This window comes from Bifidobacterium sp. SO1 (assembly GCF_018555335.1).
Classification (GTDB): domain Bacteria; phylum Actinomycetota; class Actinomycetes; order Actinomycetales; family Bifidobacteriaceae; genus Bifidobacterium; species Bifidobacterium simiiventris.
This window is the reverse complement of sequence record NZ_JAFEJR010000020.1, coordinates 23,186-38,905: the sequence shown is the minus strand read 5'-3', so window position 1 is coordinate 38,905 and position 15,720 is coordinate 23,186. Positions and strand designations below refer to the sequence as shown.

At 62.6% G+C, this 15,720-nt stretch carries 12 protein-coding genes; 5 read left to right on the top strand and 7 right to left on the bottom strand.

Features of this window, described 5'->3' with window-relative positions; all coding sequences use genetic code 11:
• Positions 1–59: 59 nt before the first annotated feature.
• Positions 60–2,225, bottom strand: a complete 2,166-nt coding sequence (locus JS541_RS12655; RefSeq protein WP_214374845.1) for a 1-deoxy-D-xylulose-5-phosphate synthase — start codon at positions 2,223–2,225, stop codon at positions 60–62.
• A gap of 271 nt (positions 2,226–2,496) precedes the next feature.
• Between JS541_RS12655 and JS541_RS12650 the strand changes: the two genes are divergently transcribed.
• From JS541_RS12650 to JS541_RS12640, 3 genes are all read left to right on the top strand, one after another.
• Positions 2,497–3,486 (top strand): zinc-binding dehydrogenase, encoded by a 990-nt coding sequence (locus tag JS541_RS12650; RefSeq protein WP_214374844.1) that lies wholly within the window; start codon positions 2,497–2,499, stop codon positions 3,484–3,486.
• Between the two features lie 121 nt (positions 3,487–3,607).
• A complete protein-coding gene (locus JS541_RS12645; RefSeq protein ID WP_214374843.1) occupies positions 3,608–4,303 on the top strand; it encodes a DedA family protein in 696 nt (231 codons plus the stop codon).
• A gap of 229 nt (positions 4,304–4,532) precedes the next feature.
• Positions 4,533–5,576, top strand: a complete 1,044-nt coding sequence (locus JS541_RS12640; RefSeq protein ID WP_214374842.1) for a zinc-dependent alcohol dehydrogenase family protein — start codon at positions 4,533–4,535, stop codon at positions 5,574–5,576.
• Between the two features lie 116 nt (positions 5,577–5,692).
• Here JS541_RS12640 and glnA read toward each other — a convergent pair whose 3' ends face one another.
• The 4 genes from glnA to JS541_RS12620 all read right to left on the bottom strand — a co-directional run bounded on the left by glnA (position 5,693) and on the right by JS541_RS12620 (position 10,673).
• Entirely contained in the window at positions 5,693–7,129 is a 1,437-nt protein-coding gene (gene glnA / locus JS541_RS12635) for a type I glutamate--ammonia ligase (protein WP_163229209.1), read from the bottom strand.
• A 258-nt stretch (positions 7,130–7,387) separates the two neighbouring features.
• The gene (locus tag JS541_RS12630; RefSeq protein WP_214374841.1) at positions 7,388–8,203 is read right to left on the bottom strand and encodes a DUF4191 domain-containing protein; all 816 of its coding nucleotides are present in this window, start codon (positions 8,201–8,203) and stop codon (positions 7,388–7,390) included.
• Between the two features lie 99 nt (positions 8,204–8,302).
• Complete coding sequence (locus JS541_RS12625) at positions 8,303–9,853, bottom strand: FAD-dependent oxidoreductase (protein ID WP_338023528.1); 1,551 nt, start codon at positions 9,851–9,853, stop codon at positions 8,303–8,305.
• Between the two features lie 199 nt (positions 9,854–10,052).
• Positions 10,053–10,673, bottom strand: a complete 621-nt coding sequence (locus JS541_RS12620) for a DUF3043 domain-containing protein (protein WP_214374840.1) — start codon at positions 10,671–10,673, stop codon at positions 10,053–10,055.
• A gap of 103 nt (positions 10,674–10,776) precedes the next feature.
• Between JS541_RS12620 and JS541_RS12615 the strand changes: the two genes are divergently transcribed.
• Both JS541_RS12615 and JS541_RS12610 read left to right on the top strand, forming a co-directional pair.
• Positions 10,777–12,144 (top strand): dipeptidase, encoded by a 1,368-nt coding sequence (locus JS541_RS12615; RefSeq protein WP_214374839.1) that lies wholly within the window; start codon positions 10,777–10,779, stop codon positions 12,142–12,144.
• A gap of 504 nt (positions 12,145–12,648) precedes the next feature.
• On the top strand, positions 12,649–13,410 hold the full coding sequence (locus JS541_RS12610; protein WP_214374838.1) for a hypothetical protein: 762 nt from the start codon (positions 12,649–12,651) through the stop codon (positions 13,408–13,410).
• Here JS541_RS12610 and JS541_RS12605 read toward each other — a convergent pair whose 3' ends face one another.
• Together JS541_RS12605 and JS541_RS12600 are read right to left on the bottom strand one after the other, a co-directional pair.
• Positions 13,411–14,532, bottom strand: coding sequence for a hypothetical protein (locus JS541_RS12605; protein WP_214374837.1), 1,122 nt, complete (start codon positions 14,530–14,532; stop codon positions 13,411–13,413).
• Between the two features lie 15 nt (positions 14,533–14,547).
• Positions 14,548–15,240 carry a response regulator transcription factor gene (locus JS541_RS12600; RefSeq protein WP_214374836.1) on the bottom strand — a complete coding sequence of 231 codons (693 nt, stop codon included), beginning with the start codon at positions 15,238–15,240 and terminating at the stop codon, positions 14,548–14,550.
• Between the last annotated feature and the right edge of the window lie 480 nt (positions 15,241–15,720).

Below are 15,720 nucleotides of genomic sequence, written 5' to 3'. Positions count from 1 at the left end.
GACGGCTGACGGCTGCGGCAACAGCTTCTGGAAGTTTTCTGGACGCTTTCTGAATGCGATTAGCGGCCGAGCGTGGCGCGGATGCGGTCGGTGACGTGGGCGACGGTCAGGCCGTAGCGGTCGTTGAGTTTGGCGAGGGGGACGCGGTCGGTGAACTCCTTGGCCGCGCCGAAGTTGAGCACGCGCATGCGCGCGGTTGCGGGGGAGTCGGCGTGGTTCGCGTACCATGCGGTGATCTTCTCTCCCCAGCCGCCTTCGAGCTGGCCGTCTTCCAGCGTGACGATGAGTCGGTGATGCTCGGTCAGTGCGGTGAGTGTGGCCTCGTCGATCGTGGAGAACTGTTGCGGGTCGATCAGCGTCGCGTTGATCGGGGAATGGTTCGCGGCGTGACCGTCGGTGTCGTCGTGACCGTCGGCCAGTGCGGCGACGATCTGCCGTCCCAGCGGATACTCGTTGCCGAGCGCGAGAATCGCGACCTTGGATCCCGCGTGATCGGTGCGGTACCGTTCCCACGGATGAGCTGTTTTGTCCATGTCATTTCGACCGAGCGCAGCGAGCGGAGAAATCTTGCGAGGGGCCGTCGCGCCGACAAGATTTCTCGACTCCGCTTCGCTTCGCTCGAAATGACGGGAGTCGTGTGTCGTTTCGCTTCGCTCGAAATGACATTGTGTTGCTTCGCTTCGCTCGAAATGACGGGAAGATAGGACGACGTGATCATTGTTCGCGCGTTCGGTGGTGAGGATCGTGTCGCCGGGGACGCGGATGACGACGGGGGAGTCGTTGGCCGGGCTCGTGGACCACGCGAGCATGTCGAGGAACGACTGGCCCGAGGTCGGCGCAAGGCAGGTGAGCCCGGGGATGTTGCCGAACATCGCGATGTCGAACGCGCCGGAATGCGTGTTGTCCGCACCGGACAGGCCGCCTCCGAAGTCGAGCAGCGTGACCGGCGTGTGGTTGAGCGAGAGTTCCTGTTGCAGCTGGTCGAACGTGCGCTGGAAGAACGTGGCCGATGTGGCCAGCACCGGGCGGCCGCCGGCGCGGGCGATGCCGGACGCGAATGCGACCGCGTGTTCCTCGGTGATGCCGGTGTCGACGTAATGCTTGCCGGCGCGGGCACGGAACGCGCGCGTGATGCCGTTCGAACCGGGGGTCGCGGGGGAGATGACCACAAGTCCGGGTTCGGCGGCGAACCGGCGTTCCAGCTGGGCCATCGCGAGCTGGCCGTAATGCTTGCGTGCGCCGAGCGGACGGCCGGCGGCGCTGTCCGGGTTGATCCAATGGTTCGCCTCGCAACGGCCTTCGGTGACCGCCAGATCCTCGGCGGCCACGACGGCGTCGCCGGAATCGCTGTCATTGTCGTCATCGCCGGATGCCAGCGCGGCCGACGAATCCGTCGTATTCGTACCGTCCGCAGTCACGGAACACGTCGTCGTGGCGGCGGCATCGACTGTATCGGTACCGTCCGCAACCGGCAATCCCAGACCTTTGCGCGTATGAATATGCACGACGACCGGATGATCGGTGTCACGCACCGCAGTGAACGCATCCACGAGCGCGGCCACGTCGTTGCCGTCCTCCACGTACCGGTAGTCCAGGCCGAACGCCTTGAAGATATTGGGTTCCGCGGTGCCGCCGGACTCGCGCAGGCGCGCGAGCGGGCCGTACATGCCGCCGTAATCCTCCGCGATCGACATCTCGTTGTCGTTGAACACGATGATGAGATTGCCGCCCTGCGCGGCAGCGTTGTTCAGTCCCTCGAACGCGATGGACGAACTGAGCGAGCCGTCACCGATCACCGCGATCACGTGCTCGTGGCCGCCGGTCATATCGCGCGTCTTCGCCAGACCGCACGCGAGCGAGATCGACGTGCCGGTGTGGCCCAGCACGAACTGGTCGTGCGCGGACTCGTCCGGATTGGTGAAGCCGGTCACCTCATCATTGCGGGTCGGGTCAAGATATGCGTCAGCGCGGCCGGTGAGCATCTTATGCACATAGCTTTGATGCGACACGTCGAACACGATCTTGTCGCGCGGCGAATCGAACACGCGGTGCAGGGCGACTGTGGCCTCCACCATGCCGAGGTTCGAGCCGATATGGCCTCCGTGATGGTGGCCGTATGCGATCAGCGTGCGGCGGATCTCCGCGCACAGGGCGGGCAGTTGCGAGGCGTCAAGGGCGTGCAGGTCGGCGGGGCCGTGAATCGTATGCAACATCCCACCACTCATAACGCAGTTGCCCCTTTCTCGCTGTTCCAAATGCACCACCCTAACGCATGGCATGCCGTACGGCCCGGCGATTCTCGCAAATACCCGCAACATCTCCGTATATTCATGTGGTGAACAAGGACGTCGGCGATTTCGCATCCTTATCCATTCGGCAAGACCGGTATAGTGGCAGAAGAATGTTTCAGCTTGTGACTACTCCTCAGTCTCGCTGTGCGAGCCAGCTCCCCTGACAAGGGGAGCCGAGGAAAGGAACCGACGACAAGGAGGGCCAATGAAGGCCGTATATGCAGCAGGCGTCAACGCCGAACACCCGCTGGACGCACTCGCGGTGGGCGAACGCCCCGAACCCGAGCCACGCCCGTTCTGGTCGACTATCTCGGTCAAGGCCGCGACCATCAACCATCACGATCTGTGGAGCCTCAAAGGCGTGGGACTGGCCGCCGAACAGACCCCGATGATCCTCGGCACCGACGCGGCCGGTATCCTCGACGACGACATCCCCGTGCGCAAGGGACTCAAGGCCGGTAGCGAAGTCGTGCTGTACACGGTCGTCGGCACCGACAACGCGGGCGTCATGCCCGGCGAACGCCGCACGATCCTCTCCGAGCGCTATCAGGGCACGATGGCCGAGAAGACGCAGGTGCCGAGCGCCAACGTGTTCGCCAAGCCCGACAACCTGAGCCTCGAGGAGGCCGCCGCGCTCGGCACGAGCTGGCTGACCGCCTACTCGCTCGTGTTCACATCCGCGAACGTCAAACCCGGCGACACGATCCTCGTGCAGGGCGCGGGCGGCGGCGTGTCCACTGCGGCCATCCAGCTCGCGCATGCGGCCGGACTCGAGGTGTTCGTCACCTCGCGCGACGCCGGCAAACGCGAGCGTGCGCTCGGCCTCGGCGCGGACGCGGCATTCGAGCCGGGCGCGAGACTGCCGCGCAAGGTCGACGCGGTCATCGAATCGGTCGGCGCGGCCACGTGGAGCCATTCGGTCAAATCGGTGCGTCCCGGCGGCACGATCGCGATCTGCGGTGCGACGACCGGCGACCAGCCCGGCGCCGAACTCACCCGCATCTTCTTCCAGGACATCCGCGTGCAAGGCACCACGATGGGATCGCGCGACGACTTCGCGCGGCTGCTGCGGTTCGTGGAACACGCCGATTTGCATCCGGCGATCGACTCGACGTATGCGCTCGTCGACGCGCCGGCCGCATTCGCCAAGGTGGCGGGCGGCGACGTGTTCGGCAAGGTCGTGCTGCGCGTGTGATCCGACGCGCGTCAACGGATACGGTTCGGCACGTGGGACGGTGACGGACGATCCTCGCCACGCGTCGCGCGTGTCGCGTCGGTTAGCGTTGCCTAAGCGGGCGCCCCGTAGCGTGAGGGTCATGATCACAGAACCCCTCACCATCGCGGCGCCCGCGCTCGCCATCACGTCCTGCCCCGTCGATACCGGCGGTTTCATCGGTGCGATCACCAACTGGCTCGTCGGCCTCATGACCGTCATGGGCGGTCTGGGCACTGGCGTGGCCGTCTTCCTCGAGAATCTGTTCCCGCCCATCCCCAGCGAGGTCATCCTGCCGCTCGCCGGCTTCACCGCGGCCCAAGGCCATATGACGCTCGTCGAGGCGATCGGCGGCGCCACCGCCGGCTCGGTGGTCGGCGCGTGGGCGCTGTACGGCATCGTCTACGCGATCGGCGCGGAACGCATGCGCCGCCTGTTCGCGCTACTGCCGCTCACCGACGCGTCCGACATCGACAAGGCGAACGCATGGTTCGCCCGCTACGGTTCCGCGTCGGTGCTCATCGGCCGCGTCATCCCGATCGTGCGCAGCCTCATCTCCATCCCCGCCGGCATCGCGCGCACGAACCTGCTGCGGTTCACGCTGCTCACCGCCTTCGGCTCGCTCGTATGGAACACGATCCTCGTGATGGCCGGCTACCTGCTCGGTTCGAGCTGGTGCAACATCCTCGGCTTCCTCGACCGGTTCCAGGTCGCGGTCGCCGCGATCATCGTCGTGCTGGCCGTGTGGTACGTGATCGTCAAGATCCGCTCGCGCGCCGCCGCAAGCCGCCGCGCCTGACCGCCGCGCCGCCGGCCGGTCATCCCGACCATTGTCACCACCACGACTCAAGCCTCCCCATCGTCCCCGTCTCCTCCTCTTCCTTCCTTACCTGATCCGATCCGAACCGAACCGAACCGACCATGCGGCCGGGCCCGGCGTGTCGCCCGCTTTACTTCAAGTGCTTGAACTTCCTAGCGTTGAAGGCGTTCGTGAAACCAACGTTCGACCATCAACTAAGGAGATTGATATGAGCGCGATGATGAAAGCGGCGATCTTCGTCGAACCCGGCCGCATGGCCGTCGAAGAGGTGCCGAAAGCGGCGCTGGAGGCCGACACCGACGCCGTGGTGCGCGTGGTGCGCGCCTGCGTGTGCGGTTCCGACCTGTGGTATTTCCGCGGACTGTCCGACCATCCGCGCCACGCGCAGATCGGCCATGAGTCGATCGGCGTGGTCGAACAGACCGGCTCCGCAGTTGAATCCGTCAAGCCGGGCGACTTCGTGGTGCTGCCGTTCCCGTACAGCTGCGGCATCTGCCCGGTGTGCAAGGCCGGTTTCGAGTCCGTGTGCCCGCACGGCGGCTATTTCGGCGCGAGCCAGGCCGAATATGTGCGCGTGCCCGAGGCCGACGGCACGGTCGTCAAGGTGCCTGGTTCGCCGGACGACTACGACGACGCGACGCTCGCCTCGCTGCTGACCATCGCCGACGTGATGTCGACCGGATACCATGCCGCCGTTTCCGCCGAAGTCAAGCCGGGCGACACCGCCGTGGTGATGGGCGACGGCGCGGTCGGCCTGTGCGGCGTGCTGTCTGCCCACATGCTCGGAGCGAAGCGTATCATCGCGATGAGCCGGCACGAGGACCGTGCGGCCGTCGCCCGCGAGTTCGGCGCGACCGACATCGTCGCCGAACGCGATCAGGCCGCGGTCGATAAGGTGCTGGAGATGACCGGCGGCTACGGCGCCGACGCGGTGCTCGAATGCGTCGGATCGAAGCAGTCGTTCGACACGGCGATCGGCCTGATCCGCCGCGGCGGCGTGATCGGCCGCGTCGGACTGCCCCACAACGTGGAAATCAGCGCGCAGGGCACGTTCTACGGCAACATCGGCATCAAGGGTGGCCCGGCCCCGGTGCGTCACTATGATCTGGCGTCCGGTCTGCTCGACGCGGTGCTCAAGCACGAGATCAACCCCGGTCGCGTGTTCACCGGCGAATACGATCTCGACCACATCCAAGATGCCTACGAGGCGATGGACCAGCGCAAGGTCATCAAGTCGCTGATCCGCTTCTGACACACGCGTGCCACGGACGTCGCCGCCCATCAACGGACGGACGCTGGCACATACGGGAAGACCCCGGCCGATATCGAATCGGTCGGGGTCTTCTGCAAGCGATCTGAATCCGAAGATCAGATGTGGAAGTACAGCTCGTACTCCAGCGGGGTCGGGGCCAGACGGGCCTGGTCGATCTCGCCGCGCTTGATGTCGATCCACGTCTCGATCAGGTCGTCGGTGAACACGTCGCCGGCGGTCAGGAAGTCGTGATCGGCCTCAAGGGCGTCCATGGCCTCGGCCAAGGAGCTCGGGACCTGCTTGATGCCCGCGTGCTCTTCCGGCGGCAGCTCGTAGAGGTCCTTGTCGACCGGCTCCGGCGGCTCGATGTGGTTGAGGATGCCGTCCAGGCCAGCCATGAGCTGGGCGGAGAAGGCCAGGAACGGGTTGCAGGACGGATCCGGAGCGCGGAACTCGATGCGCTTGGCAGCCGGGGAGGTGCCGGCCAGCGGGATACGGATGGCGGCGGAACGGTTGCGGGCCGAGTACACCAGGTTGACCGGGGCCTCGAAGCCCGGAACCAGACGGTGGTAGGAGTTCAGCGACGGGTTGGTGAAGGCCAGCACGGAGGAGGAGTGCTTGATCAGGCCGCCGATGTACCAGCGGGCGATGTCCGACAGGCCACCGTAGTTCTTCTCATCGTAGAACAGCGGCTTGCCGTCCTTCCACAGGGACTGGTGGCAGTGCATGCCGGTGCCGTTGTCGCCCGCGAGCGGCTTCGGCATGAAGGTCGCGGCCTTACCGGCGAGAGCGGCGGTCTCGTGCACGACGTACTTGTACTTCATCAGGTCGTCGCCTGCGTGCTGCAGGGAGTTGAAGCGGTAGTTGATCTCCTGCTGGCCGGCGCCGGCGACCTCGTGGTGGGAACGCTCGAGGATCAGGCCGACCTTCTGCAGGTTGGCGACCATGTCGTCGCGCAGATCCTGGGTGTGGTCAATCGGCGGAACCGGGAAGTAGCCGCGCTTGACGCGGTTCTTGAACGCGATGTTCGGGGTGCCGTCCTCTTCGGTGTCAAGACCGGTGTTCCACGGGGCCTCGATGGAGTCGACCTCGTAGAAGGAACGCTGCATGGAGTTCTCGTAGCGCACCTTGTCGAAGATGAAGAACTCGGCCTCCGGAGCGAAGGACGCGGTGTCGGCGATGCCGGTGGACTTCAGGTAGGCCTCGGCCTTGCCGGCGACCTGACGCGGGTCACGCGAGTACGGTTCGTCGGTCAGCGGGTCGACGATAGAGAAGGCCACGTCGAGGGTCTTGTGCTTGCGGAACGGATCGACGAAGGCGGTCGTGACGTCCGGCACGAGCTTCATGTCGGACTCGTTGATGGCCTGGAAGCCTTCGACGGAGGAACCATCGAACGGCATGCCGTCGGTGAACGCGTCCTTGAGGAACTCGCTCGCCGGCACGGTGAAGTGCTGCTGCACGCCGATCAGATCAGTGAAACGGACGGAGACATACTCGATGCCTTCCTTGTTGATAAGGGCCTCGGCGTCTTCCTTGGACTTGAGTTCGGTCACGGGACCGCTCCTTTCGTGAAGTTACTTACAGGCTTACAGTCTAGGAATGTGCGTTTCGCCCGCTCGTCGTTTCGGTTACGAGAATGTTTCGAGACGGCGAATCAGGGACGTTCGGTCGGCCTGTGCCGCGGAATGACGCGATTGCCGTGTTACGGCATGTTACGTAAGCGACCGTTTGCGTGTTCGATTAATGAGATCAGGAATGAAAAAAGGGTTGCGATCGCAATGATCGCAACCCCTGAAAAGTCGGCCTCAAGCTCAGCGGCCGCGCATGGCGCGACGGCTCGCGCGCTGCGGACGCGTCGGGTCGATGCCCTTCGGGATACCGTAGCCGGCGCGGGTCTGCAGGGTGTCGAGACGCTTGTTGAGCGTGTCCAGCTCGCTCTTGGTAAGGATGAAGCGCGTGGTCGGCTTGATCTTGTACCACATCGTGTCCCACCAGCCGGTCGGCTTGGACTTGGGCTGGTACGCCTTCTGCTTGACGACGGTCTTGCGCAGATCCTTGAGACGGGTCTGGTTCGCGCCGGTGCCCACGTAGATGCGGTAGACCGGGATCTGCGAGCCGGCGGTGACGCCCTTGATGCTGGCCTCCTGGCGGTTCATCGCGTTCTTGACGCGGTTGTAGTCGCCTTCGCCGAGCAGGTAGATGCCGTTGTATCCGGTGCCACGCCAGATCATGTCCTTGGTCTTCGGATCGACCCACACCGGCTGCTCCGGGAAGTTGAAACCGGCCTTGTTGATGTTCTTGAGCACGGCGACCGCAGCGCCCGGACGGCCCTCGATCTTCGCATAGCCGACCTTGTCGGCGCGGTTGGTGAGCAGCATGGTGCCCAGCAGCATGGAAAGCATCACGGCGGTGATCATGAGCAGAATCCACGAGATCACCGACCAGTGGAACACGATGCCCAGGATGATGAACAGCACGACCGGCGCGGCGAGCGTCACGCTGATCATCCACGGCAGCGACTTGTCTTCGGCGGCCGTGTACTGGTAGATCTGCTTGATCTGGTTGACGGTCGTGGCCATGCGCGCGAACATGCCGTTCTTCTTCGGCTTCGCTTCCTTCTCAGCCATGTAATTCCTCACCTTTCAAAGGTTGACACACTATCTCACCACTCTACCAGCACCGTTACCCCGACATCGCCGTGCCGTCGGGGTAACGGTGCCGTGCCGTCAGCGCGTGTGCAGCGGCCGTCCGTCGGCCTTGAGCAGCGCCTCGCCGAGCGTTTCGGAGAATGTGGGATGCGGGTGGACGAGACGGGCCGCCTCGCTCAGCGGCACCCGGTTGCCGACGATCTGCTCGGCCTCCGCGATCAGGTCGGAAGCCAGCGGCGAGACGATGTGCACGCCGAGCACGACCGGCGTATCCGGATCAGCCTCGTATGCACCCGACACGATCGACAATGAGCCGGCCGAACCGGACATGAGCATTCGCGCGTTGCCGAGCATCGGATACACGGTCTCCGTCACGGATTCCAGGTCGTCGCGCGCCTGCGCCTGATCGAGCGTCAGCCCTACGCTCGCCGCCTCGGGCGAGGAGAACACAACCTGCGGCACGCTCGTATCGTCCACCGGCTTCGGGTCGAGCCCCGCGATCGACTCGGCCACGACGATGCCCTGCTCGAACGCGCGATGCGCCATCGCGGGGCCTTCGGTGATGTCGCCGAGCGCCCACACGCCGGGCAGATTCGTGCGACCGAAGTCGTCGGTGACGACCATGCCGGCATTATCCAGCGTAAGTCCGCTGCGCGTTATCCAGTCGGCGTCGGTGATCGGGTCACGGCCGATCGCGGCCAGCGCGATCTCGCCCCACACCGTCAGCTGTTCGGACTGATCGGCACCAGCCTGCCGCGTGTAGTGCACGGTCGCGCCAAGGTTCGCGCCGGTGTCGACCTGCGTGACGGCCGTGTGCGTGACGATCTTCACGCCATGCCGCTTCAGTTCGCGCGTGAGCGTCACCGACGCACGCCGGTCCCAGCCTGAGAGCACGCGGTCCTTGCGGATGAGCAACGTTACGTCGCAGCCTGCCGTCGCCCACATCGACGCGAACTCGAGCGCGACCGCACCTGACCCGATGACGACCGCGCTGGCCGGGAACTCGTCGAGTTCGAGCGCCTGCGTGGAGTCGATGAGCGCTCCGCGGAAGTCGATGCCCGGCAGCGGACGCGGACGCGAACCGGTCGCGACGACGACGTCGGATGCTTCGATCATGACGGTCGGCTCAAGCGGTTGCGGGACGCCGGCCTTGACGAACCGTTCGACCGGGGAGCTGTCGCGGCCAGTGACGGTGAGCGTGTGCCGGGCGGGGGAGGAGGATTGCGTTGCATCGGCTGGTGTCGTGCCGGCCGGCGCGGCATCATCCAGTCCGGTGACTTCGCCGTGGAAGACCGTCACGCCGCGGTGCGCGAGCAGTCCGGCCAGGCCCTTGGTCATCGTGTCGACGATGTGCAGACGATAGTCGTGCAGCCTGCCGAAGTCGATGCCATCGACCGACGCGTTCACGCCGAGCTCGGCCGCGCGATGCACGGTATCGATCGTGTGCGTGGCGGTGATAAGAGCCTTCGACGGAATGCAGCCACGGTTGAGGCACGTGCCGCCGAGCGTCGCGTCGCGTTCGACCAGCGCGACCGAGCGCCCCAGCTGCGCGGCGCGCAGCGCGGTCGAATAGCCGCCCGGACCCGCCCCGACGATCGCGATGTCAAATTGTTCCACACGCTGTTCCACGTTGTGCCTCCTTGCCGATTTCTTGGCCCCCTCGGCTGAGGGGGCTGTCAGCGAAGCTAACTGGGGGAGCGTCGAAGCCCTGGTACGTTCCGAAGCTTTTGGCTACCCCTCAGTCAGTCGAAGACTGACAGCCCCCCCCTTAACAAGGGGAGCCGAGAGTTGATAAGAAAAATGGCTCCCGTAAAGGGAGCCATGACGATCACTCGGGGAAATGCCCGCGCTTGGGATAGCGCGGCTTCGGCAGCCGCCAACGGCGCACCTGAATCGCGCGGCTCCACGCGTACGAGCCGGAACGCATGCCGCGGGCGACGGAACGCTCGCCGAACTTCTCGACCAGCTTCACCTTGAGCTTGCGCCACATCAGCCACACATCGATGATCACGGCGAACAGGTACACGTACATGAGGATCATGAGCGGCAACGACAGCTGCGGCGCCACGGTCGTCACCAGAATCGACGCGAACATGATCACCACGGCCACCGGGATGAAGAACTCGCCCAGGTTGAAACGGGCGTCCACGTAATCGCGGATGTAGACACGCCACGGCAGACGCTCGGCCTTCGGCATATGGGCCACGTCGCCCTTCTGCATCGCCTCGTACTCGGCGTCCTCACGGGCGCGAAGACGGGCCTTGGCCTCCTTCGCGCTGGCCTTGCGGTCGGCCGGCACCAGCGGGCGGATGTTCTGCGCCTGGGCCTGCTTCATCTTCGGAGTCGGACGGCCCTTCTTCTCCTGCGGGGACTTCGCGGGTTCGGCCTTGGCCTGCGCGTCCGCGGGCTTGTCGGCCTCTTCCTTCTTCTTGAACGGATTCCATGTCATGTCAGCCCACAGTACGGCCACGCCTCGACGCCGCCGGCCCGCCGACGAGACCGCTACAATGGCTTGAGACATACCGTTTGCACGCACTATATAAAGGAGCATCATGGCATCAGTCACCGCCGATGAGATCCGTTCGCGCGTCGAAGCCGACTTCGGCCGCATCGTCGATCTGCTCGGACGCAAGATCGCGCTCAAATCCGTCTCCGCACAGGGCATCACTGGCGAGCATATGAAGCGTTCCGCCGAATTCGTGGCCGAGGAGCTGCGCGAGGTCGGCGTCGACGCGAAGGTCGTCCAGTCGCACAATCCGGACGGCACGCCCGGCGCATGGGAGGTCATCGGCTCGCATATCGTCGACCCGGCGGCCCCGACCGTGCTCCTGTACGCGCACCACGACGTGCAGCCCGTGCCGGACGCGTCCGCGTGGGACACCGACCCGTTCGTCGCCACCACCGTCGGCGACCGCCTGTACGGCCGCGGCTCGGCGGACGACGGCGGCGGCATCGCCATCCACTCCGGCGCGCTCAAGGCCCTGGGCGACGATCTCAAGGTGAACATCAAGGTGTTCATCGAAGGCGAGGAGGAGATGGGCTCCGCCAGCTTCATCCCGTTCATCGAAGAGCACAAGAGCGACTTCGAGTCCGACGTGATCGTCGTCGCCGACTCGGGCAACTGGTCCGCGGAAATCCCGTCCCTGACCACGTCCCTGCGCGGCAACACCGGCGTGGACGTGACCGTGCGTTCCCTGACCCACCCGGTCCACTCCGGCCAGTACGGCGGCCCGATCCTCGACGCGAACACGCTCGCCGCGATGCTCATCGCCTCCATGTACGACGCCAACGGCGACCTCGCCATCCCCGGCGTGCTCGCGCAGGAGCCGGTCGGCGGCCTGCAGCAGGACGTGGACGAGGCCGGCGTGCGCGCCGACGCGGGCGTGGTCGACGGCTACCGTCTCGCCGGCACCGGATCGCTCGCCTCGCGACTGTGGACCAAGCCGAGCATCACCGTGATCGGCTTCGACGCTCACCCGGTCGAAGGCTCGTTCAACGTGATCGCCCCCGAAACCACGTTCCGCCTGTCCCTGCGCACCGCGCCGGGCCAGCGCCCGGAAGAGGCGCAGGCCGCGCTCGCGGACTTCCTACGCGCGCACGCCCCGTTCGGCGCCGAGGTCGAGGTCAAGCCCACCGACAACGGCATGGGCTGGGCGATGGATCCGAACGCGGAGGCCACCAAGGACGCGCTCGAGGCCATGCGCGAGGCGTTCGGCGTGGAGCCGATCAACCAGGGCCAGGGCGGCTCCATCCCGTTCATCCCCGAACTGCAGCGCATCTTCCCGTCCGCGCAGGTGCTCGTCACCGGCCCGGAGGACCCGAAGGCCAACGCGCACAGCCCGAACGAGTCCATCAGCCTCTACGGTTTGAAGCACAACGTCATCACCGAGGCACTCCTGCTCGCCAAACTCGGCAAGTAGACGGTGCCCGGCTGGTTGTGGGGCAAGTCGTGCAACGAAGCAGTGACTTGCCCCGCAACCGGCCGTTGTGGCAGGACCGAAGCTTGGTCCGGTTGCCGATCGGCGAAGCTACTCATATTGTGTAGATGGCTTCTTATATTAATGTTGTTTGTATTGTATTCTTAATTTTAGGTAAAGCCCACAAGGCATGTCGAAGCAATGTTGCAAGCGCGGTACCAATTGACAGCAATATAGTTGCACGCTATACAGATATTTGAGAGTAAAGGTTTGCTATGAAATTCCGCATAAGCAAAACTTCGGACGTTATCTTCAGACTTTCATGTATTAGATTCCGATAAGCCAGTATTAATATAAAATCTGGATGAGCTTTATAAATTCTATATATTTAGGGTTCCGACAGTCTTTGCTGATACTGGCTTATTGGAATCATTGTTAAAGATAAACCATTTGTAATATTCCACGTGCGGATGAATAAATACTTTATTGTAAATGATGGGGAAGCAGATGAGCAGAATCATATCTCTTTTTGGGATTGGAATGCTGACATTTTGGATGATAACGGGGTTGTCGGCATGTTCTGAACCGGCAGATATGGACGGCGAAAGGCAGACTGTGAATATGGAGAACCCGCAGCCTTCTGCATCACCGCAGGATGGAAACAAAGGGGAGCAGATGACGGATGGCATGAAACTGGCGTCCTCTGCGGAATCATTCGTATCCAGTCAGCTTGAGGGAGGACTGGCGAACGATCCTCCGATGGCCGATTCACAGCGGGCCGTGCTGGAGCGGGCGTTGGATAACGGGGGGAAGATTACGGTCGCCGATTATGAGCGAGTGTGGTCGGACTTCTCGCAATGCATCGTGGATCGGGGATGGACCAAACCGATACTGATCCATTATCCGAATGGGATGGTCAGTGTCGCATCCGTGGATATCAGCGGGTTGAGCAAGGCGCAGGACAAGCGTCTGCAGCGGGATACAGGGGAGTGCTCCGCGTTGTATTCCGGGTGGGTGAACACCACGTATGGCGTGCAGGTCGGCAACTCTTCATTGTGGATGGACATCGATCAGGCAATCGTGGACTGTTTGCACCGGGAGAATCTGGTGCCAAAGGAGTATTCACTGGAAACATACCAGAAGGATCGTTCCGCAAGCGAAGGAGAGTCATCGGTCGATTTCTCTGATATGCATGTGCGGGGGTGCATGGTCGCCAATGGTTCGGTATCCGGCGGTATGGACGATCCGGTGTGGGATCCGATGGGATAGTCAGGCGGGAATTTGCGCGAAGGTGACCCATTCGCCGCCGTTCCGTTCGCAATCGAGAACGCCGCCGATGCGTTCGATGGACTGGCGGTATTGGACGATGCCGTGACCGTCGGTGAGATCGTCCTGCGATGCGACGGTGTTGCACTCGGTGATTTCGATACCTCGGACGTTCCAGACTACGGAAAGCTCGTACGATTCGTTTGGATTGCCGTGGCGGATGATATTGGCGTAGATTTCGCGAATGAGCCCGATCGCGATAGTGCGTCGGCCGTCAGGAAGTGCTGCGGCGTCATCATCCACGTTGAAGGTGCATCGTCCGTTGAATCCGGCATCATGCAGACGCTGCTCATTGTCGTCTATCAATCGGCGTATCGATACGGCCACGTCGGACCGTGGCTGTTCGTTGGCGTCGTCATTCGTGCTCGCCAACTGTTCGATCACACGGTGTACATCCGTCAGTGCTTCCATCGCATATCGTTCGACGGCTTCCCATTGCTCGCGTTCCTGTGATCCGATTCGTATTTGCCGCTGAGCCGTGCGCGCGATGAGCGACAGATCGCCGGTGACGGAATCATGTATCTCCTGAGCGGCATGATTATTGGCTTCCATGATCTGTTCGCGATGCCTGAATCGCTCAGTCTGCAGCCGGTGTTGGAACGCCTCTTCTCGCCAATGCAGCGCTCTCCCGGCAAATGCGGCGAAGAAGAACATCAGACCGAAGAAGAACATGCTTTCCCGGCCTACATCGCGAGGAGTCGGCAGCTGCATCATGACGTATTGCGCGAGACATGCGCACACGACCGTCGCGCAAATGATACCAGCGGAACTGTGATAGGCGATAAGACCGATGGCGAGCAGCGAGGCCCACATCGTGGTGGGGCCGCTTCCGGACAGCATCGTCACTAGAATATCGACGACGAAGATGCAGCAGCTTGCCGGAATGGGGAACGGAATCGTCAGGGCGATGGCGCTGCCGGCAACAAGGGCGAGTATCGTGTCGAGCATGCCGTGTGGTGGATACTGCGACCATTCCCAGACGAACAGCAGCAACACGAAGAGGGAAAGCAGCGCGCGTACCCGATAGATCCGGTATCGGGAAAGCGAGGCGATGATCATGTTCATATCATTTCCTGATGGTCAGCAATCATTGCGGTTCATCCATAAGGCCACAGCCTGCCGGGAGCTTCGGGCGCCGAGTTTGGTCATGATGTTCTGCATATGTTTTCGTACCGTGGCTTCGGATATGCCGAGCGTTGTGGCGACCTCTGCGTCAAGCAGTCCCTCGTTCGCAACGAGGTCGATGATCTCCGCTTCCCTGATGGTCAAAGCAGGTTGCGTGGACTGCTCATGAGTGATGCGAATATGGGCCATTTTGGGGGATTCAAATCCGTTTTGCACTTGTCCGGACAGTAATGCGGCTGCGGCATTGAGTATATCATTTTCGTTGTTTTTGCTGACTATGCCCTGCCCTCCCGCGCGCTGAACCTTATATGTGTATCTCGGCAAGGAGAAACTGGTGATGGCGAGAATCGCGGTATTGCCGGAGACTCTGCGAATTCGTCTGATCACTTCCGGTCCCTGCAGCCCTTCCAAGGACATGTCGAGCATGAGCAGATTCGGCATGGTCTCGGTTTGTGAGCATAATTGTACGGTTTCACTGCCGTTCGCAGTGGTCCATATCACCGAAGATCGAGCAAGTTGTTCCTTGATCAACGTTCGCAGGGAGGCCAACGATCGCGGATCGTTGTCAACGATGGCTACTCGTCGGTAATACACAGGTGGTTGGCTGTCTGCCAGCCAGAGTGACGACGCTTGCGGCTGCCGAATCATGCCACGCCGACGTTGTCAGGATCTTTTGCCGCACCACCACCACAGATATGGCGGACAGACGACGAAGAGGCTGGCGGAATATGCGGTTTCGAGCGTGCTGGGGCTGCTGTTGGTTGGTGCCGTCGTACCGAAGGACAATGCAATCGTTAGCAGAGCAATGAGAAACTTTGACACGATATCCTCCTAGATAGGTTTGTGACATTATATGGCGGAGGTTGTTCCCGAGCAAAAGGCCAGTACTGCATTTGTGTATGAACCACGGCGATGCCCTCTATTATCTCTACACAAAAGCAGTAGACGATGGGTTGCGTATCGCACATATCTTGTCAAACAATATATGGGTCGAAACAATCTCGAAGGAAGAGGTTTCTCATGAATATCCGTAAAAAATCTTTGCTGCGAGGAGCTTCCATAGGTATACGTTGAGGTCTACGGCGGTAAGACGTATGTGAATGATCTCGCGGATTACTCGTTGCTATG